Below are 17,082 nucleotides of genomic sequence, written 5' to 3'. Positions count from 1 at the left end.
GGCCCCTTCCGCGTACGGTCACCGTCTCGTACGGCAACCCTCCGGTACGTCACGGCCGTTCTCGTACGTCACTGCCGTGGCCCCGCGCGGGCGGGGGCGCCGGGGCGGGTCAACGGCCCTGGGCGGCCAGCTCCTTGGCGGCTTCCGTGAGGTCCTTCGCGGTGTCGATGGCCCTCCAGTACGCGCCCTGCGGCAGCGGGAAGCCGGCGAGGCGCTTGGCGCGGGCGAGGCGCGGGAACGTGGTGCGCTCGTGGTCGCCGACGTCGGGCAGCAGCGCGGCGAACTCGGCGGAGAAGACGTACAGGCCCGCGTTGATCAGGTACGGCGACGGGGGCGCCTCGACGAAGTCCGTGATGTGGCCGAACGCGTCGGTCTCGACGGCGCCCCAGGGGATGCGCGGGCGGGCGAGGGCGAGGGTGGCGGTCGCCTCGCGCTCATGGTGGAAGTCGGCCATCTCGCGCAGCGAGAACCGGGTCCAGATGTCGCCGTTGGTCGCGTACCAGGGCTGGTCGGGGTGGGGGAGGTGGCGGGCGGCGAACTTGAGGCCGCCGCCCCGGCCGAGGGGTTCCTTCTCGACGACGGTCGTCACGCGCAGCGGCAACTCGGCGTTCTCCAGCCACTCCTGGAGGACTTCGGCGAGGTGTCCGCAGGAGACGACGGCGTCGGTGACGCCCTCCTCGGCGAGCCAGGTGAGCTGGTGGCCGATGATCGGCACGCCGGTGCCGGGGATCTCCACCATGGGCTTGGGCCGGTCGTCGGTGTACGGGCGCAGCCGCGAGCCCTGGCCGCCCGCAAGCACGACGGCCTGGGTGGGGCGGTGGGCACCGCGGTGGGCGTACGAGTGCGGGCCGTGCGCGGCCGGTTCAGCGGTCGTCATGACCGGAACTGTACGTGCGCACGGCCCGTGAGGCCCGCGGACGGGGTCAGCCGCGGAAGCCGGCGACCCCGGAGGCGAAGGAGGTGTCGCAGACGGGACGGGCGTACGACTGGGCGCGCGCCGGGCCGTATGCCTGCACGGCCGCGCGGCCGAGGGCCTTGGCGATCGACATGCAGTGCTTGGCGAGGGAGGGGCGGCGGTCGACCTCCTGCTGAAGGTGGGTGAGGGCGGTGCCGGGGTCCTTCTCCTGGAGCTCCTGGAGCAGCCGGTCGCGCAGCACGTCCTGCGGGGCGCGGGAGGTGGCGCGCGCGGAGACGTCCTGCGCGGAAGCCGTCAGAATGGAGTCCGAGGAACTCCCGGACCAGTTGACCCGGGTGACCGCGAGGGTCCCGGAGAGCACCAGCATCACCGGCAGGACGAAGGCGAGCGTGCGGGCGGCGCGGCGGGCGGGGCCCTGGCCCCGAACTCGGCGCGACTTCTGGGTGTAGGTAGCGGAGTGCGTCACGCGAGTGAGCGTAGCGGTCGGTGATGATTTGGCGACATTTAGTCACTCTGACGAGGGACGGGCAACGGGGTTTCGTTGCAAGCGTGTTGACGCAGCGGAGTGAATTGTCCTAATTGCCGGGGTATTTGTCGACATCGTTGCGCGGGCACGCGAAAGGCCCCGCGCGGGTGTGCGCGGGGCCCCTGCGGACGCCGGGGGTGCCAGTGTGCCGCCGGCGCCGGTCCGCTGTCAGGCGAACCGGCGCGCGTACGCCTGGCGGGTCACGCGGCGGGTCTTCCGGTGGACGGCCGGTGCGTCAGCCCGCGGGCCGGCCGGTGCGTCAGTCGGTGAGGCGCTCGCCGGTCGACGTGGAGAAGACGTGGGTCTCGCCCGGGCGCGGCACGACGTGCAGCAGGGCGCCCTTCTCGGGGACGGCGCGGCTGCTGACGCGGACCACGAGGTCGCGCTTCTCGCCGCCGACCTCGACCGTGCCGTAGACGTAGCCGTCGGCGCCGGTCTCCTCGACGACGTTGACGGTGACGGCGAGGCCCGCCGGGGCGTCGGCCGTGTCCTTCGTGAGCGTCTTGGCGACCTCGCCGTTCTGCTCGACCACGTCGAAGTGCTCGGGGCGGACGCCGACGGTGACCGTGCGGTCGCCCTTGTCGGCGGCGGCCTTGAGCGCGTCGCGGTTGACCGGGACGACCGAGTTGCCGAACTTCACGCCGCCGTCCGTGATCGGGACCTCGACGAGGTTCATCGCGGGCGAGCCGATGAAGCCGGCCACGAACAGGTTCGCCGGCTTGTCGTACATGTTGCGCGGGGAGTCGACCTGCTGGAGCAGACCGTCCTTGAGCACGGCCACGCGGTCGCCCATGGTCATGGCCTCGACCTGGTCGTGGGTGACGTACACGGTGGTGATGCCGAGGCGGCGCTGGAGGCTCGCGATCTGCGTACGGGTGGAGACGCGGAGCTTGGCGTCGAGGTTCGACAGCGGCTCGTCCATGAGGAAGACCTGCGGCTCGCGCACGATCGCGCGGCCCATGGCGACGCGCTGGCGCTGACCGCCGGACAGGGCCTTCGGCTTGCGGTCCAGGTACTCGCTCAGGTCGAGGATCTTCGCGGCCTCCTCGACCTTCTGCCGGATCTCCGCCTTGTTGACGCCGGCGATCTTGAGCGCGAAGCCCATGTTGTCGGCGACGGTCATGTGCGGGTAGAGCGCGTAGTTCTGGAACACCATGGCGATGTCCCGGTCCTTGGGCGGCAGGTGCGTGACGTCGCGGTCGCCGATGCGGATGGCGCCGCCGTTGACGTCCTCCAGGCCGGCGAGCATGCGCAGGGAGGTCGACTTGCCGCAGCCCGAGGGGCCGACGAGCACGAGGAACTCGCCGTCCTCGATCTGGATGTCGAGCCCGTCCACCGCGGGCTTGTCGGAGCCGGGGTAGACGCGGGTCGCCTTGTCGAACGTGACAGAAGCCATGGCTGTGAAGCCCCCTTCACCGGCAGGAACGTGCCGGACGATCCGTTGTAAAGCGGGTGAGCCACTGCGGCCGATCGCCGCACTGGTGTAGTCCACACGGGTGAACTGCTCGGACCGTACCCGGGGGGCGCCCGATCTGTCAGTACTCCGGCCCCTGTGAGATTCGCCGAAGTTCCCGACGGCGCCGCTCCCCGCGTTGGTTACACTGCTCGGGCTGCCTCCTTAGCTCAGCTGGTCAGAGCGCCGCTCTTGTAAAGCGAAGGTCGTCGGTTCGAATCCGACAGGGGGCTCTGGTGAGGGACCGCGTGAACGCCCCGGACTGTGGATCGGTCCGGGGCGCTGTGGTGTCCGGGGCGGGTGTGTCCGGGCGGCGGGGGGTCAGTTGCGGCCTGCCACCTTGTCCGCCAGGCGGGCCAGGCGGGAGGACGTGGCGGTGGGCGTGGTCAGCTCCCGGGTGTCCGCCGCGTGGTACGTGGCGTACATGCCGTGGACGCCGAGCCAGCGCAGCGGTTCCGGTTCCCACTTGCGGACCTTGTGGCCGACCCAGGGCAGCGCGGTGAGGTCGGTCGGGCCGCTCTGGCCGGAGTCCTGCTGGACGAGGTCGCGCAGGGTGCGGGCGGCCAGGTTCGCGGTGGCGACGCCGGAACCGACGTAGCCGCCCGCCCAGCCGAGGCCCGTGGAGCGGTCCAGGGTGACCGTCGCGCACCAGTCGCGGGGCACGCCGAGGACGCCGGACCAGGCGTGGGCGACGCGGACCCCGGCGAGCTGCGGGAAGAAGCGGGTCAGGATCTCGGTCAGGTCCTCGACCGTACGGGCCTGCGTGCGGCCGTCGTTGTCGGTGCGCGAACCGAAGCGGTACGGGACCCCCCGGCCGCCGAGCGCGATCCGGCCGTCGGCGGTGCGCTGCGCGTACATGTAGGCGTGCGCCATGTCGCCGAGGGTCTCGCGGCCCTCCCAGCCGATGGACTCCCACTGCGCGTCGGTCAGCGGCTCGGTGGCGATCATCGAGGAGTTCATGGGCAGCCAGGTGCGGCGCTGGCCCTTGAGGGAGGCGGTGAAGCCCTCCGTGCAGCGCAGCACGTACGACGCGCGGACCGTGCCGTAGGGGGTGACGGCGTGCTTGGGCTTGATCTCGGTGACCGGCGTCGACTCGTGGATGGTGACGCCGAGCGCCTCCGCGGCGGCGGCGATGCCCTTGACGAGCTTCACGGGGTGCAGGCGGGCGCCGTGCGGGGTCCACGTCGAGCCGACGGCCCCCGCGACGCGGATCCGGTCGGCGGTCTCGCGGGCGCCGTGCAGCGTGCGGTCCTTCTCCCCGTACGAGAGTTCCGTCTCGTGGAACGCCTTCAGGCGGGCCAGTTGGGCCGGGGTGTACGCGACTTCGAGGACTCCGCCGTGGTGGATGTCGGCGTCGATGGACTCGGCGCGGGCCACGTCGATGACCTCGGTGACCGTGTCGTTCATGGCCTGCTGGAGGCGGACGGCGGCGTCGCGGCCGTGGAGCTTCGCGTACCGGTCGCGGCCCGCGATGCCGTTGTAGAGCCAGCCGCCGTTGCGGCCGGAGGCGCCGTAGCCGCAGAACTTCTGCTCCAGGACCGTGATGCGCAGGAAGGGCGCGGCCTTCTTCAGGTAGTACGCGGTCCACAGGCCCGTGTAGCCGCCGCCGACGATGACGACATCGGCGGTGGCGTCGCCGGGGAGGGGTTCGCGGTAGCGGGGGAGGCCGTCGTCCGCGTACCAGAACGATATGCCGCCGTTGACCGTGCCGCCGTGACTGCTGTTCGTGCTGCTCATGGCGGTGGACGTTACTGGCAGCGGGGGCGGCGCGGGAGGGGGTGAAGGCCGTTGGTCCCGGCCGGTCGGGTCCTTCGCCGTCGCCGCCCGCGCGGCGATCTGCGTAGTTTGGGGGTGTTCGGTCGAACCGGAAGGGTTGTGGCATGAGGCTGGGGACGCGCGGTGTCGGTGCGGCGGTCGTCGCGTTGGGAGTCGGGCTCACGCTCGGCGCCTGTTCGTCCTCGGGCCAGGGATCCTCGTCGGCCGGCACCCTGAAGGGCTCGGCGAGCGCGGAGGCGGAGGTGCGTGCGGTGCCTGACGCGTCCGCGTTCGCCGGGCTGCCGGCCCGGGTGGACGGCGCGGTGATCACGGTCGGCAAGCCGGACGCGCCGCACACCGTCCAGGTGTACGAGGACCCGCGCTGCCCTTTCTGCAAGCGGTTCGAGGAGGGCGGGGCGCGGGCGCTGCTCGGGCCGGCGAAGAAGGGTGACGTCAAGATCGAGTACACGGTCGCGTCGTTCCTCGACAAGAACCTCGGCGGCTCCGGCTCGGTCCGCGCGGCGAACGCGCTGCGCGCCTCCGTGGACGCCGGGAAGTTCCCCCAGTACCACGCGGCCGTCTTCGCCAACCAGCCCGAGGACGAGAGCCACGACGCCTACACCGACGCCTTCCTGCTGAAGATCGCCGACAAGGTGGACGGGCTGCGCTCCGCCTCCTTCGACAAGGCCGTGAACGGCGACGCGCACGGCGACTGGGTCGCCGAGGCGATGAGTTCCTTCCGCAAGGACGGGGTGCAGGGCACGCCGACCGTCCGTATCGACGGCAAGAAGGCGGGCGGTCCCGAGGACGCCATGTACAGCGAGGCCGCGTTCGCCAAGGTCCTCAAGAGCGCCGGGATCGGCTGACGGCCGCCCGTACTGACGCGACCAGATCGGCGGGCCGCAACGGCTCGCCGCAGCCCCGCGTCAGCGGCCGGCACGCGAGCCCGATGAGGACCGCGCTGAAGTGGCCGAGGTCGGTGAAGGTGTGTCCGGTGCCGAGCGGTACCGCGTAGAACACGACGACGGCCGCCAGATATACGTACCGCCACGGGCGCGCGATGCGGAACGTGAGGACGGCGACGACGCCCGCGAGCGCGTAACTCACGCCCACGTCCGTGGTCCTGACCGCGCTCAGCGGCGCGTGGCCGTGGCGGATCGCCCACAGCAGCGCGCACTGGCTGAGCAGCGTCGCGCAGACGTGGGCGGTCGCGGCGACCGCGATCCACCGCACCGTCCCGAGCCAGCGCTCCGCCTGCGCGTGGAAGAGGCTGTAGAGGATCGCGTACGGCCACCAGGTCGCGCCGTCGATCCACAGCGCGGACGCGACGAGGACGCGGACCGGGTTCTGCGCCAGCTCGTGCAGGTTCGTCGACCGCTTCCGCAGGAACGCCTCCTCGAACTCCGGGCTCATGTGATGCATGGCGACGGTCGTCACGAACAGCGCGGCGAGCCAGATGTACGTGCCGGGGGCGCTGCGCACATAGGCGCGGACGGCGGCGCGGGCACGACGGAGAAAAGAGCGCATGTCCGCATTCAGGCACGGGCGTAGGGTCGGCGGGGTGAGCGACATTCCGGACGTGCTGGACGGTGCCGGGCGGGGCGTGCCCCTGGCGGAGTTCGCCGGGCGGTGGGAGCTGACGCCTGCCGGGCCCGCGATGCGGGGAGCGGTCGCGGTGGTGGTGCCCGTGGTGCGGCGGGGGGACGGGAGCGCGGCGGTGCTCAAGTTCCAGGCGGTGGACGAGGAGACCGCCGGCGAGCCCGTCGCGCTGCGGGCCTGGGCGGGCGCCGGAGCGGTCCGCCTCCTCGCGCACGACCCGGCGACCGGCACGATGCTGCTCGAACGGCTCGACGAGCGGCGGACGCTGACGACGGTACGGGACAGCCGGCACGCGGTGCGGATCATCGGGGAGCTGCTGGCGCGGCTGACGGACCGGGCGGCGCCCGAGGGGCTGCGGCGGCTCGGCGACCTCGCGGCGGACATGCTGGCGCGGACCCCGGGAGCGCTGCGGCGGATCACCGATCCGGTGGCGCGCGGGGTGGTCGCGGACTGCGCCGCCGCGCTGCGCGAGGTCGCCGACGAGCCCGGCGACCGGCTCCTGCACTGGGACCTGCACTACGAGAACGTGCTCGCGGCCGAGCGTGAGCCCTGGCTCGCCATCGACCCCAAGCCGCTCGCCGGCGACCCCGGCTTCGAGCTGTGGCCGGCGCTCGTCAACCGCTTCGACACGGACGAGGTGACCTGGCGGTTCGACGCCCTGACCGCGCTCCTCGGCCTGGACCGCGCGCGGGCGCGCGCGTGGACGCTGGCCCGGATGCTGCAGAACGCCCTGTGGGACACGGCCGAGGGGCGGCCCCCCGCGCCCGCGCACGTGGAGCTGGCGGGACGGCTCCTCGGAAGGGCGTGAACGGCAGGCTCTAGGGTGCGGGGATGATTCGTGAGGCTGTTGTCGAGGACGTTCCCGTGATCCACGCCATGGTGCGGGAGTTGGCCGCGTACGAGAAGGCGCCCGATGAGGCGCGGGCCGGTGTGGAGCAGTTGCGGGAGGCGCTGTTCGGGGAGCGGCCCGCCGCGTACGCGCACATGGCCGTCGACGAGGAGAGCGGGGAGCCGGTCGGGTTCGCGCTGTGGTTCCTCAACTTCTCGACCTGGCGCGGCGTCCACGGCATCTATCTGGAGGACCTGTACGTGCGGCCCGAGGCGCGCGGCGGCGGGCACGGCAAGGCGCTGCTGACGGAGCTGGCGCGGATCTGCGTGCGGCGCGGTTACGAGCGCCTGGAGTGGTCGGTGCTCGACTGGAACGAGCCGGCCATCGCCTTCTACCGGGCGCTCGGCGCGCGGCCGCAGGACGAGTGGACGGTGTTCCGGCTGACGGACGACGCGCTGGCGGGCCTCGGCGCCGCGTGAGCGGAGCGTGAGCGGGGGAGTGGGGGGTGAGCGTGGGCCCGCCTGGCGCGCTCAGGGTTCGAGGACGACCTTGCCCGTCGTCGCGCGGGTCTGGAGCGCGCGGTGCGCGTCGGCGGCGCGGGCCAGCGGGAAGCGCCGCACGGCGGGGGCGAGCACGCCCCGGGCCGCGAGGTCGAGCGCGGCGAGTTCCAGCGTACGGACGGGGTTGTCGCCGCCGCCCGCCTTGCGCATCATCGCCGGGCCGAGGACGACCTCCTGCACGATGCCGCGCCGCTCCCGCTCGTCCTCGTCAAGGAGTTCGGGCCCGCCGTCCGCGCCGATGCCGCGCGCCGACCAGCCGAAGACGACATGGTGGCCGCCGGGCCCGAGAAGGTCGCGGGCCGCGTCGGCGGCGGGCCCGCCCACCCCGTCGTACAGGACGTTCGCGCGCACCCCGCGCGCGTGGAGGAACGCGCGGGCCGCCTCCGGCCAGGCGGGGTCCTCGTAGTCGAGGGCGAGGTCCGCGCCGGACGCCGCGACGGCCGCGCGCTTGGCGGGGCCTCCGGCGAGGCCGACGACCGTGCCGCCGCGGTGCTTCACGTACTGCACGAGGAGCGTGCCGATGCCGCCCGCGGCGGCGGGCACGACGGCGACGGTGTCCGGGCCGACGTCCGTGAAGTTGAGGATGCCGACCGTGGTGCGGCCCGTGCCGATCATGGCGACGGCCTGCGCGGGATCGAGGTTCGGCGGTATCGCGTGCAGGCGCTCGGCGGGGACGGCCGTGAGTTCGGCGTAGCCGCCGGGGGCGAAGCCGAGGTGGGCGACGACGCGCTTGCCGAGCCAGGCCGGATCGGTGCCCTCGCCGAGCGCGTCGACCGTCCCCGCGATCTCCCGGCCGGGGATCGTCGGCAGCTCGGGCAGGCTCGGCAGCGGCCCCTGTACGCCCTCGCGGATCGCGGTGTCGAGCAGGTGCACGCCCGCCGCCGCGACCGCGACCCGGACCTCGCCGGGGCCCGGCTCGGGGTCCTCGGCCTTCTCGTACACGAGGTTCTCGGCGGGGCCGAAGGCGTGCAGGCGGACGGCGTGCATGAGCGCTCCCTCTTACGCGGGGGCGGGCGGGGTTCCCCGGCCGCCTGACCGCCAGTCTTGAACCTCAGCTCCGCTTGAGGTCAAGGCGGGCCGGGGCGGCGGGCCCGCGCCGGGTGCGGGGCGGACCAGGCCAGGTGCTGAGGGCGAGCGTCACCGCCTCGATCGCGCTCAGGAACGACACCTCGCTCAGCACGCCGGGCGCGGCGACCATGTCACCGGCCAGACAGACACCGTCGCCTCGGTCGATCGCGGGCCGGTCGCGCCAGGTCGCGCCCACCGGGTCAAGGGCGCCGGAACGTCCCTGCGCGACCGCGTCCCGCCGCCACGTCAGGCGCTCGCGCCAGGCGGGGTACGCGAGGTCGAGGAGGCGTTCCGCGCGCGCGATGCCGTCCGCCTTCGACTCGCCGGGTGCGAGCGGCACCTGCCCCTGGATCAGGCTCTCGCCGGGCGGGGCTAGGGCGTGTCCGCAAAGTCCCGTCGTCGTCCGCAGGACGGCCCCGCGGCGTCTGGTGCGTGCTCTGGGGGTACCCCCGGCCGGAGGCTGGGGGAGTGCCGGGTGCAAGGCCTCGTACTGGATGTACTTGGCCTTACGCCCGGTGCGGCGAGAGTGCGTGCCAGGCGTCGCGGGGCAGACGGGACTTTGCGGACACGCCCTAGGGAGGGGTCGGGGCCGGTGAACCGTTCCAGCCAGCCCGGGAAGTCGATCCCCGAGACGGCGAACAGGTCGCCGCGCCGCGACCGCAGCGCCAGGTCCACCAGCGCCGTACGGCCGCTCGGCCAGGTCAGGGAGTCGTCCTTGAGCAGCCGGCGCGCCGCGTCCAGGGAGGTGGCGACGACGACGGGACCGCCGGCCGGCAGCGTGTCGACACGGCTGACGGTCTCCATCCGGACGCCGAGGTCCCAGGCGCGGGCCGCCATCCGGTCGATCAGCGCCGCCCAGCCGCCGACCGGGTAGTGCGCCTCGGGCGGCAGACGCGCGGCGCGCCGCAGGCGTTCCTGCACGAACCGCGCGGACAGCCGCCCCGGGTCGTGGTGGAACAGGGCGACGGCCGTGTAGTGGGCGGTGGCGCGGGCGCCCTCCGGGCCCACGAAGCGGGCGGCCCAGGTGGCGAAGTCCTCGTCCACGGGGGCCTTTTCGGGGCGGTGCAGCACCATGCGGGCCAAGGCGGCGGGCGGGGTGCGGCGCAGGGTGCCGCCGCGCACGAAACGCAGCCGGGTCGCGTCGGCGGGCGGCACGGACGCGACCCGGCCGAGCAGTCCGCGCCGCTTGAGCCAGGCCCAGTGCGGGCCCCGGTCGTAGAGGGCGTGCGGGCCCTCGTGCGTGCGGTAGGGGGCGTCGGCGGTACGGGCACGGCCGCCGAGGGTGTGATGGGCCTCGTGCAGCGTGACGCGGGCGCCCGCCTCGGCGGAGGAGCGGGGTCTGGGGCGGAGCCCCAGGGTTTGTCGCCGGGTGCGGGCTTCGTCGTGGCTGATCGCGCAGTTCCCCGCGCCCCTTACGGGGCTGGCCTCAGCGCATACTCCCAGCCCCTCCGGCGATTGAGGAGGGTCAAGGGAGGCGGGGGTATTGGGACTGGAGGTGCCAGATCGTGGGGTTCTGGGCCAGCGCGTCATGGAGGTCCGTGAGATCCGCGATCAGGTCATGGAGAAAGTCCCGCGCCTCCCGCCGCAACTCCGCAAAGGAGAACGTGAGCGCCGGCTCATCCCGAGCCATCCAGTCCGCCTCGATGTCCACCCACCCGAACCGCCGCTCGAACAGCATCAGATCCGTGGACTCCGTGAAGTCCAGCTCCGCGTACTGCGGCGTAGCCGACCGGCTGCCGCGCGGATCCCGGTCCAGCCGCTCCACGATGTCGCACAGCGCCCACGCGAAGTCGAGCACCGGCACCCATCCCCAGGCTGTGGACACCTCCCGGTCCGCCTCGGTGTCGGCCAGATACACATCGCCGCAGAACAGGTCGTGCCGCAGCGCGTGCACGTCGGCACTCCGGTAGTCCGTCTGGGGCGGGTCCGGGAAGCGGCGGGAGAGGGCGTAACCGATGTCGAGCACGTACGTGATGGTGTCACGGCAGCAGCCGCTGCTCCTTGGCGACCGCCACCGCGCCCGCGCGGGTGTCCACGCCGAGCTTGTCGTAGATGCGGCCCAGGTGCGTCTTGACCGTGGCCTCGCTGATGAACAGGGCCTTGGCGATGTCCCGGTTGCCGAGCCCGTGCGCGAGCTGCGCGAGGATGTCCCGCTCGCGGTCGGTGAGGGTGGGCCGGGGCCTGCGCATATTGGCCATGACCCGGCTGGCGACCGGCGCCGACAGCGTCGTACGGCCCTGCGCGGCGTCCTGGATCGCGGCGAACAGCTCCTCGGGCCGCTCCGCCTTCAGCAGATAGCCCGTGGCGCCCGCCTCGATGGCCCGGGTGATGTCCGCGTCGGTGTCGTACGTGGTCAGGACGAGGACGTGCGGGACGGGCGCGGGGCCCGAGGTGAGGCGGCGCGTGGTCTCGACGCCGTCGATACCGTCGCCGAGCTGGAGGTCCATCAGAACGACGTCGGGGTGGAGTTTCGCGGCCAGCGCGAGCGCCTCCTCGCCGGTGCCGGCCTCGCCGACGACCTCGATGTCCCGCGCGCTGTCCAGCAGGGCGAGCAGCCCCGCGCGGACCACGACATGGTCGTCGCAGAGCAGGATGCGGACCGGGACCTGCGACGACGTCATGGCTGCGGCTCCTCGTGGGCGGTGGGATCCGGCGCCCCGCGCCCGAGCGGCACGGCGGCCGAGACGACCGTACCCTCGCCGGGCGCCGACTCGACGGTGAGCGTGCCGCCGAGCTGCCGCAACCGCGCGCGGAACGCGGGCAGCCCGTGCCCGCGTACCGCGCCGGGCCCCTCACCGGCCGCCGCCGGGTCGAAGCCGCGGCCGTCGTCGGCGACGTCGAGGACGACCTGGTCGTCGAGGAGGGTGAGGGTCAGCGCGGCGGAGGCGGCGCCGGAGTGCTCCCGTACGTTGGCGAGGGCGCCCTGCGCGATCCGCAGCAGCGCCGACTGGACCCGGTCGGGCAGACGCGGCGCGCGCCCCCCGTCGTCGATGTGGACGCGGACGGTGAGCCGGTCGCCGGACTCGCGGGCGGCGACCGTGCGGAGCGCCTGCGCCAGCCCGCCGCCCCCGGCGAGGTCGGCCGGCGTCAGATCGTGCACGAAGCGGCGGGCCTCGGCGAGATTGTGCTCGGCGATGGAGGTCGCCGTGCGGACATGGGCGCGGGCCTTGTCCGGGTCGGCCGCCCACACCCGGTCGGCGGCCTGGAGCAGCATCTGCTGGCTGGACAGGCCCTGCGCGAGCGTGTCGTGGATCTCCATGGACAGCCGCTGCCGCTCGGCGAGGGTGCCCTCGCGGCGCTCGGACGCGGCCAGTTCGCGGCGGGTGCGGATCAGGTCGTCGATGAGGGCGCGCTGCCGCGCCGACTGGTTGCGCATGTGCAGGAACACGGCCGTGGCCAGCAGCGCCACCGCCGGCGGCCCGAGCACGAGGTCCGGGTCCCAGCGGCCCGCGAGCCGCACCTGCGAGGCGATGACGAGGCCCGTCAGCAGCGTCACGAGGACGAGCGCCGCGCGCGTCGGCAGCGTACGCAGACCCGTGTAGAACAGCGGCACCGCCGCCCACGCGAAGCTCGGCGCCAGCACCACCAGCACCACGACCACCGCGACGACCAGGCCCAGCCACAGCCGTCGCCGCGCCGTGCTCCGACCCGGCCGGTCCAGGGCCACCCCGGACCCGTACAGCACGGCGAGCAGCGCGCTCAGGCCGATGATCCACGGGGTGCGGGCCTCCACCGCGTGGCGCAGCAGGAAACGGGCGAGGGCGACGCCGAGCAGCAGGAAGAACACCGTGTGCATGACCGCCGTGAGCCAGCGCGTGTCGTCCTCGTACGCGCGGTGGCTGTCGTCCTCGTACGCGTGGTGGGCCGCGCCGGCCGCCGGGGTGGCGGGGCCGGGGTGCGGGGGGTTCCCGTACGGGCTCGTGGCGCGTGCCGGACGGTGGGTCACGGCCGCCTCCTTCCTTCCGTACGGGCACTTCCGTACCGGCCCGGGCCCGAGTCGTGGAACCCGCTCTCACCTGGGCAGACCTTCCCATTGTCGCCCGGGTGGGCGCCCGCCGGGTCAACCGATCGGATGACGCCCGCGTCCGCCGGTCGGCGCGTCCGGAGGAGCCGGATCGTCGAGGGGCGGGGGCGGTGCGCGGGCCCACGATGGAGGCAGAGCGGGGCGCGTCCCCCCACCTCAGCTTCCTCAGCTTCCTCAGCGAACTGGAGTTCTCCCCATGAAGCACGTCAAGAAGGTCTCGAAGCGCACCCGTGTCATCGCCGGTTCGGCGCTCGCCGCGGCCATCGCCGTCGGCGGGTTCGGCGCGTTCTCCGCGAACGCCGCGGACAGCGCGGCGCCGGCCGCCGCCGTGCAGGCCGCCGGTGTCAAGGGCAGCGCCACGACGTCCACCACCCACCTGACCGTGGACGCCGCCGCCAAGGCCGCGCGGGCCGCGCTCGACGCCGCGAAGAAGGACGGGCAGCGGGTGTCCGTCGCCGTCGTGGACCGCAACGGGAACACGATTCTGACGATGCGGGGGGACGGGGCCGGGCCGCAGTCGTACGAGGCGGCTGAGAAGAAGGCGTTCACGGCGGTGTCGTGGAACGCGCCTACGTCCGAGCTGGCGAAGCGGCTGGCTGACGCGCCTACGTTGAAGGACATTCCGGGGACGTTGTTCCTTGCGGGTGGGGCGCCTGTTGTGGCCAAGGGTGGGCCTGTGGCCGGGGTCGGGGTGGCCGGGGCGCCGTCCGGGGCGCAGGATGAGAAGTTCGCCCAGGCGGGCGTGGCCTCCCTCAACTGACGGTGGCTCCGCGCCCCTGGGCAGTTCTCCGGCTGAGGCCCGCTGCCCTGAACGCTTCGCGCAGTTCCCCGCGCCCCTGAAGGGGCAGCCCCTCGGGGTGGGTTCTTCGTCTGACGCTCGCGTCGTGGTTGCTCGCGCAGTTCCCCGCGCCCCTGAGGGAGCGGGGCTTCGCCCCGGCTCCCCAGGGGAGGAGGTGGCGACGCAGTCGCCCCGACAGGGGCGCGGGGAACTGCGCGAGAAGCCCCACCGGCCCGCAGGTGAAGGACGACGGGCAGGCCCACTTACCCAGGGGCACAGAGATACAGGAGGCGTGATGAATGGGAATGCCGGGGCTGATCAGGCCCTGTTGGACGCTGCCGGGACCGGCGACGCCGAGGGCGTCCGCGCTGCCCTCGACGCCGGCGCAGACGTGGAGGCCAGAGACGAGGCGCACCGCACGCCCCTGCTGCTCGCGGCGATGAACGACCACCTGCCCGCGGCCCGCGCCCTGCTCGCCGCCGGCGCCGACCCGAACGCCCAGGACACCCGCAGCGACACCCCCTGGCTGGTCACCGGAGTCACCGGCTCAGTGGAGATGATGCGGGCGCTGCTCCCCGCCCACCCCGATCTGAAGATCACCAACCGCTTCGGCGGCGTCAGCCTCATCCCCGCCGCAGAACGCGGGCACGTCGACTACGTACGGGCCGTGCTGCGCGAGACGGACATCGACGTGGACCACGTCAACCGCCTCGGCTGGACCGCGCTCCTGGAAGCCGTGATCCTCGGCGACGGGGGCCGCGCCCATCAGGAGATCGTGGAGCTGTTGATCACCGCGGGCGCCGACCCCGCCCTCCCCGACGGCGACGGCGTCACCGCCCTCGAACACGCCGAGCGGCGCGGTTTCGAAGAGATCGCCGGACTGCTGAGGGCCGTACGGTGAAACGGTTCACCCCCCGACGGTCCGCCCCCGGACGGTTCGCCCCCCGACGGGTCACCCGCGCCGCCCTCGGCCCCCTGGCCGCCCTCGCCCTCCTCACCGCCTGCGCCCCCGGCACGGACGACACCGCCCCCAAAAGCACCGCCCCCAAAAGCACCGCCCGCGCCGAAAACACCGCCCACACCCCCACCGGCACCCTCCTCCTCGCCGACTTCGGGGCCGACACCGTCAGTTTCGTCGACCCGGCCAAGGGCGCCTTCGACTCCGTGCGCGTGGGCCGTGCCCCCTACGGCCTGGTCGTCGGGGCGGACGGGACCGCCTGGGTCGCCACCGCCGAGGGCGTCGCCGTCGTCGACACGGACAAGCGCGCCCGCACGAAGCTCATCCCGTACCGCACGAAGGACCTCGGTCCGGTCACGGGCGGCGAGTACCGGGGCGGCGGCATGGGCATCGCGCTCGCGCCGGACGGACGGCACGTGTACGTCGGCGTCAACGTGCCCGGCGGCAACGGCACCCTGGAGACCGTCGACACCGCGAAGCGCGAGGTCACCGACGTCACCCCGGTCGGCCGCCGCCCCTTCGACGTGGACGTCTCGCGCGACGGGCGGCAGGTGTACACGACGGACCACGACTCGTTCGACGTGACGGTCGTGGACGCCCGCACCCACGGGACGCGCCGCATCGAGGTGGCCCCGTACGGCACCGAGGGCGGCCTGGGCTCCTGGCTCAAGCCGCACTACACCGCCGTACGTCCCTCGGACGGGAAGCTGCTGCTGCCGTTCGAGGGCGAGAAACTTGTCGCCGTGGACCCGGACACCGGCCGCTCGACCGTCGAGCCGATGACGGCGAACACGCACCAGCACGGTGTGACGGTCGCCGCCGACGGCACGCTGTTCGCGGTCGGTACGGGCCCCATCGACCCCGCGCGCGACAAGGGACCCTCGCTGACCGTCAGGAAGCCGGACGGCACGGAGAAGGTCGTGCCGCTCGACGGGCCGCACGAGGACGTGGCGCTCTCGGGCGACGGCCGCACCGCGTACGTGACCGGCGGCTTCACCCGCGACGGCTACTGGAACGGCGTCACCGTCGTGGACGTGGACAGCGGCGCGACGCGCCGACTGGCGGCGGGCGAGCGGCCGTTGGGGATCGCCGTCCTGTGACCGCGAGGCGCCCGATGCGGGGCGCACGTCACACGACTGACGGGTCGTCAAGGGGCATATGGGGCAATAGGATCGGCCCGTGCACCGACGCCTCCGGCTGCTCGCCGGCCTCACCGCCACCGCGTTCGTCACCCTCGCCGCCTGCGGTGGAGGCGTGCGCGGCACCCCGGGCGACTCCGGGGTGCACGACCCGTACTTCCCGAAGCTGGGCAACGGCGGCTACGACGTCCGCCACTACGCCCTCGACCTCGGCTACGACCCGGACACGCGCCGCCTGACCGGCCGGGCCGTGATCACGGCGTGCGCGGGCAAGGCGCTCAGCGCGTTCGACCTGGACCTCAAGGGCCTGACCGTCGAGCGCGTCACCGTCGACGGGCACCGCGCCCGGTTCACCCGGCACGGGCACGAGCTGGTGGTGCGCCCGCGCGGCGAGATCCGCGAGGGCGCCACGTTCCGCACGACCGTCCGCTACAGCGGCCGGCCCAAGACCATCACCGATCCGGACGGCTCCGAGGAGGGCTGGCTGCCCACCGCCGACGGCGCGCTCGGGCTCGGCGAGCCGACCGGCTCCATGGCCTGGTTCCCCGGCAACCACCACCCCTCCGACAAAGCCACGTACGACATCACGGTCACCGTGCCGCGCGGCCTGCGGGCCTTGTCCAACGGGGAGTTGACCGGGACGCGCGGCGTGGACGGCGGCAGCCGCACCGCCTACCACTGGCACACCGGGCAGCCGATGGCGAGCTACGTGGCGATGGTCGCCATCGGTGACTTCCGCGTCGAGAAGGGCCGGCTGCCCTCGGGTCTGCCGTACTGGAACGCCGTCGACCCGCACGAGGCGGCGTCCGCGCCGAAGGTTCTCGACCGGCTGCCGGAGGTGATCGCCTGGGAGACGAAGCGTTTCGGCGCCTACCCGTTCCGCTCGACCGGCGCCGTCATCGACCGCGACGACGACTCCGGGTACGCCCTGGAGACGCAGAACCGGCCGGTCTTCCCCGGCACCCCGCACTTCAGCACTTTCGTCCACGAGCTGGCCCACCAGTGGTACGGCGACTCCGTCACCCCGAAGTCCTGGCGCGACATGTGGCTCAACGAGGGCTTCGCCACGTACGCGGAGTGGCTGTGGGACGAGGACCACGGCGGCGACAGCGCCGCGCGGACCTTCGCCGAGATGTACGCGCGGCCCGCGAGCGACGGCGTCTGGGCCTTCCCGCCCGCCCGGCCCTCCAGCGCCGCGCACATCTCCGACGCACCGGTCTACGGGCGCGGCGCGATGGTCCTCCAGCGGGTGCGCGAGGTCATCGGCGACAAGGCGTTCTTCTCCCTGCTGCGCTCCTGGCCCGCCGACCACCGCTACGGCAACGCCGACACCGACGACTTCACGGACTACGTCGAACGCCGCAACCCCGGCGAGGCCGAGGCGCTCGCCGGGGTCTGGAAGCAGTGGCTGTACGGGAACGGCAAGCCGCCCGCCCCGCCGCTGGACGCCGGATGACGCCCAACGGCGGTACGTCAG

16 protein-coding genes, 1 tRNA gene and 2 pseudogenes are annotated in these 17,082 nt (G+C 73.5%); 8 read left to right on the top strand and 11 right to left on the bottom strand.

Annotated elements, in window-relative coordinates:
* Nucleotides 1-109 precede the first annotated feature (109 nt).
* The 3 genes from ACZ7LY_RS08940 to msiK form a co-directional block, all read right to left on the bottom strand.
* Entirely contained in the window at nucleotides 110-877 is a 768-nt protein-coding gene (locus tag ACZ7LY_RS08940; RefSeq protein WP_471623831.1) for a nucleotidyltransferase family protein, read from the bottom strand.
* A gap of 46 nt (nucleotides 878-923) precedes the next feature.
* Nucleotides 924-1,382 (bottom strand): hypothetical protein, encoded by a 459-nt coding sequence (locus ACZ7LY_RS08935; RefSeq protein WP_471623830.1) that lies wholly within the window; start codon nucleotides 1,380-1,382, stop codon nucleotides 924-926.
* Nucleotides 1,383-1,701: 319 nt separating this feature from the next.
* Nucleotides 1,702-2,838, bottom strand: a complete 1,137-nt coding sequence (gene msiK, locus ACZ7LY_RS08930; RefSeq protein WP_471623829.1) for a diacetylchitobiose ABC transporter ATP-binding protein MsiK — start codon at nucleotides 2,836-2,838, stop codon at nucleotides 1,702-1,704.
* 216 nt (nucleotides 2,839-3,054) lie between these two features.
* On the opposite strand from msiK, the gene ACZ7LY_RS08925 reads away from it, so the two are divergent.
* Nucleotides 3,055-3,128, top strand: a tRNA-Thr gene (locus ACZ7LY_RS08925).
* Between the two features lie 88 nt (nucleotides 3,129-3,216).
* Here the strand turns inward: ACZ7LY_RS08925 and ACZ7LY_RS08920 are convergent.
* The gene (locus ACZ7LY_RS08920; protein WP_471623828.1) at nucleotides 3,217-4,632 is read right to left on the bottom strand and encodes an NAD(P)/FAD-dependent oxidoreductase; all 1,416 of its coding nucleotides are present in this window, start codon (nucleotides 4,630-4,632) and stop codon (nucleotides 3,217-3,219) included.
* A 143-nt stretch (nucleotides 4,633-4,775) separates the two neighbouring features.
* On the opposite strand from ACZ7LY_RS08920, the gene ACZ7LY_RS08915 reads away from it, so the two are divergent.
* Nucleotides 4,776-5,516, top strand: coding sequence for a DsbA family protein (locus ACZ7LY_RS08915; protein WP_471623827.1), 741 nt, complete (start codon nucleotides 4,776-4,778; stop codon nucleotides 5,514-5,516).
* On the opposite strand, the gene ACZ7LY_RS08910 is transcribed toward ACZ7LY_RS08915, so the two are convergent.
* Entirely contained in the window at nucleotides 5,494-6,177 is a 684-nt protein-coding gene (locus ACZ7LY_RS08910) for a rhomboid-like protein (RefSeq protein WP_471623826.1), read from the bottom strand. The two genes, ACZ7LY_RS08915 and ACZ7LY_RS08910, sit on opposite strands and share 23 nt — an antisense overlap.
* On the opposite strand from ACZ7LY_RS08910, the gene ACZ7LY_RS08905 reads away from it, so the two are divergent.
* Both ACZ7LY_RS08905 and ACZ7LY_RS08900 read left to right on the top strand, forming a co-directional pair.
* Nucleotides 6,176-7,057 carry an aminoglycoside phosphotransferase family protein gene (locus tag ACZ7LY_RS08905; protein ID WP_471623825.1) on the top strand — a complete coding sequence of 294 codons (882 nt, stop codon included), beginning with the start codon at nucleotides 6,176-6,178 and terminating at the stop codon, nucleotides 7,055-7,057. The genes ACZ7LY_RS08910 and ACZ7LY_RS08905 overlap by 2 nt on opposite strands.
* Nucleotides 7,058-7,080: 23 nt before the next feature.
* Nucleotides 7,081-7,557 carry a GNAT family N-acetyltransferase gene (locus ACZ7LY_RS08900; RefSeq protein WP_471623824.1) on the top strand — a complete coding sequence of 159 codons (477 nt, stop codon included), beginning with the start codon at nucleotides 7,081-7,083 and terminating at the stop codon, nucleotides 7,555-7,557.
* A gap of 51 nt (nucleotides 7,558-7,608) precedes the next feature.
* Here the strand turns inward: ACZ7LY_RS08900 and ACZ7LY_RS08895 are convergent, their stop codons facing one another.
* From ACZ7LY_RS08895 to ACZ7LY_RS08870, 6 genes and pseudogenes are all read right to left on the bottom strand, one after another.
* Entirely contained in the window at nucleotides 7,609-8,625 is a 1,017-nt protein-coding gene (locus tag ACZ7LY_RS08895) for an alcohol dehydrogenase catalytic domain-containing protein (RefSeq protein ID WP_471623823.1), read from the bottom strand.
* Between the two features lie 64 nt (nucleotides 8,626-8,689).
* Nucleotides 8,690-9,082 (bottom strand): annotated as a pseudogene (locus ACZ7LY_RS08890) (FAD-dependent oxidoreductase); the annotation flags it as partial.
* Nucleotides 9,083-9,279: 197 nt separating this feature from the next.
* Nucleotides 9,280-10,236: pseudogene (locus tag ACZ7LY_RS08885) on the bottom strand (hypothetical protein); the annotation flags it as partial.
* Nucleotides 10,172-10,672: a hypothetical protein gene (locus tag ACZ7LY_RS08880; RefSeq protein WP_471623822.1), complete on the bottom strand. Its 501-nt coding sequence runs from the start codon at nucleotides 10,670-10,672 to the stop codon at nucleotides 10,172-10,174. The pseudogene ACZ7LY_RS08885 and the gene ACZ7LY_RS08880, both read right to left, overlap by 65 nt.
* A 13-nt stretch (nucleotides 10,673-10,685) precedes the next feature.
* Complete coding sequence (locus ACZ7LY_RS08875; protein ID WP_471623821.1) at nucleotides 10,686-11,327, bottom strand: response regulator; 642 nt, start codon at nucleotides 11,325-11,327, stop codon at nucleotides 10,686-10,688.
* Nucleotides 11,324-12,502 (bottom strand): sensor histidine kinase, encoded by a 1,179-nt coding sequence (locus ACZ7LY_RS08870; RefSeq protein ID WP_471623861.1) that lies wholly within the window; start codon nucleotides 12,500-12,502, stop codon nucleotides 11,324-11,326. The genes ACZ7LY_RS08875 and ACZ7LY_RS08870 overlap by 4 nt, the downstream gene beginning before the upstream one ends.
* Before the next feature lie 424 nt (nucleotides 12,503-12,926).
* Here ACZ7LY_RS08870 and ACZ7LY_RS08865 point away from each other — a divergent pair, with 424 nt between their 5' ends.
* The 4 genes from ACZ7LY_RS08865 (at nucleotide 12,927) to ACZ7LY_RS08850 (ending at nucleotide 17,061) form a co-directional block, all read left to right on the top strand.
* Nucleotides 12,927-13,490: a GlcG/HbpS family heme-binding protein gene (locus ACZ7LY_RS08865; protein ID WP_471623820.1), complete on the top strand. Its 564-nt coding sequence runs from the start codon at nucleotides 12,927-12,929 to the stop codon at nucleotides 13,488-13,490.
* A gap of 313 nt (nucleotides 13,491-13,803) precedes the next feature.
* Nucleotides 13,804-14,409, top strand: a complete 606-nt coding sequence (locus ACZ7LY_RS08860) for an ankyrin repeat domain-containing protein (RefSeq protein WP_471623819.1) — start codon at nucleotides 13,804-13,806, stop codon at nucleotides 14,407-14,409.
* Nucleotides 14,406-15,566, top strand: a complete 1,161-nt coding sequence (locus ACZ7LY_RS08855; protein WP_471623818.1) for a YncE family protein — start codon at nucleotides 14,406-14,408, stop codon at nucleotides 15,564-15,566. The genes ACZ7LY_RS08860 and ACZ7LY_RS08855 overlap by 4 nt, the downstream gene beginning before the upstream one ends.
* A gap of 79 nt (nucleotides 15,567-15,645) precedes the next feature.
* Nucleotides 15,646-17,061: a M1 family metallopeptidase gene (locus tag ACZ7LY_RS08850; RefSeq protein ID WP_471623817.1), complete on the top strand. Its 1,416-nt coding sequence runs from the start codon at nucleotides 15,646-15,648 to the stop codon at nucleotides 17,059-17,061.
* Nucleotides 17,062-17,082: the final 21 nt, after the last annotated feature.

It is taken from the genome of Streptomyces sp. NPDC107550, assembly GCF_055639095.1.
Note: the sequence above shows the minus strand (reverse complement) of the source record. Positions and strands in the feature narration are given on the sequence as shown.

Excerpts from the sequence above, each read along its gene's own strand:
- ACZ7LY_RS08940 (WP_471623831.1), bottom strand. The coding sequence starts at position 877 with ATGACGACCGCTGAACCGGCCGCGCACGGCCCGCACTCGTACGCCCAC.
- msiK (WP_471623829.1), bottom strand. The coding sequence starts at position 2,838 with ATGGCTTCTGTCACGTTCGACAAGGCGACCCGCGTCTACCCCGGCTCC.
- ACZ7LY_RS08920 (WP_471623828.1), bottom strand. The coding sequence starts at position 4,632 with ATGAGCAGCACGAACAGCAGTCACGGCGGCACGGTCAACGGCGGCATA.
- ACZ7LY_RS08915 (WP_471623827.1), top strand. The coding sequence starts at position 4,776 with ATGAGGCTGGGGACGCGCGGTGTCGGTGCGGCGGTCGTCGCGTTGGGA.
- ACZ7LY_RS08905 (WP_471623825.1), top strand. The coding sequence starts at position 6,176 with ATGTCCGCATTCAGGCACGGGCGTAGGGTCGGCGGGGTGAGCGACATT.
- ACZ7LY_RS08910 (WP_471623826.1), bottom strand. The coding sequence starts at position 6,177 with ATGCGCTCTTTTCTCCGTCGTGCCCGCGCCGCCGTCCGCGCCTATGTG.
- ACZ7LY_RS08900 (WP_471623824.1), top strand. The coding sequence starts at position 7,081 with ATGATTCGTGAGGCTGTTGTCGAGGACGTTCCCGTGATCCACGCCATG.
- ACZ7LY_RS08895 (WP_471623823.1), bottom strand. The coding sequence starts at position 8,625 with ATGCACGCCGTCCGCCTGCACGCCTTCGGCCCCGCCGAGAACCTCGTG.
- ACZ7LY_RS08875 (WP_471623821.1), bottom strand. The coding sequence starts at position 11,327 with ATGACGTCGTCGCAGGTCCCGGTCCGCATCCTGCTCTGCGACGACCAT.
- ACZ7LY_RS08870 (WP_471623861.1), bottom strand. The coding sequence starts at position 12,502 with ATGCACACGGTGTTCTTCCTGCTGCTCGGCGTCGCCCTCGCCCGTTTC.
- ACZ7LY_RS08865 (WP_471623820.1), top strand. The coding sequence starts at position 12,927 with ATGAAGCACGTCAAGAAGGTCTCGAAGCGCACCCGTGTCATCGCCGGT.
- ACZ7LY_RS08860 (WP_471623819.1), top strand. The coding sequence starts at position 13,804 with ATGAATGGGAATGCCGGGGCTGATCAGGCCCTGTTGGACGCTGCCGGG.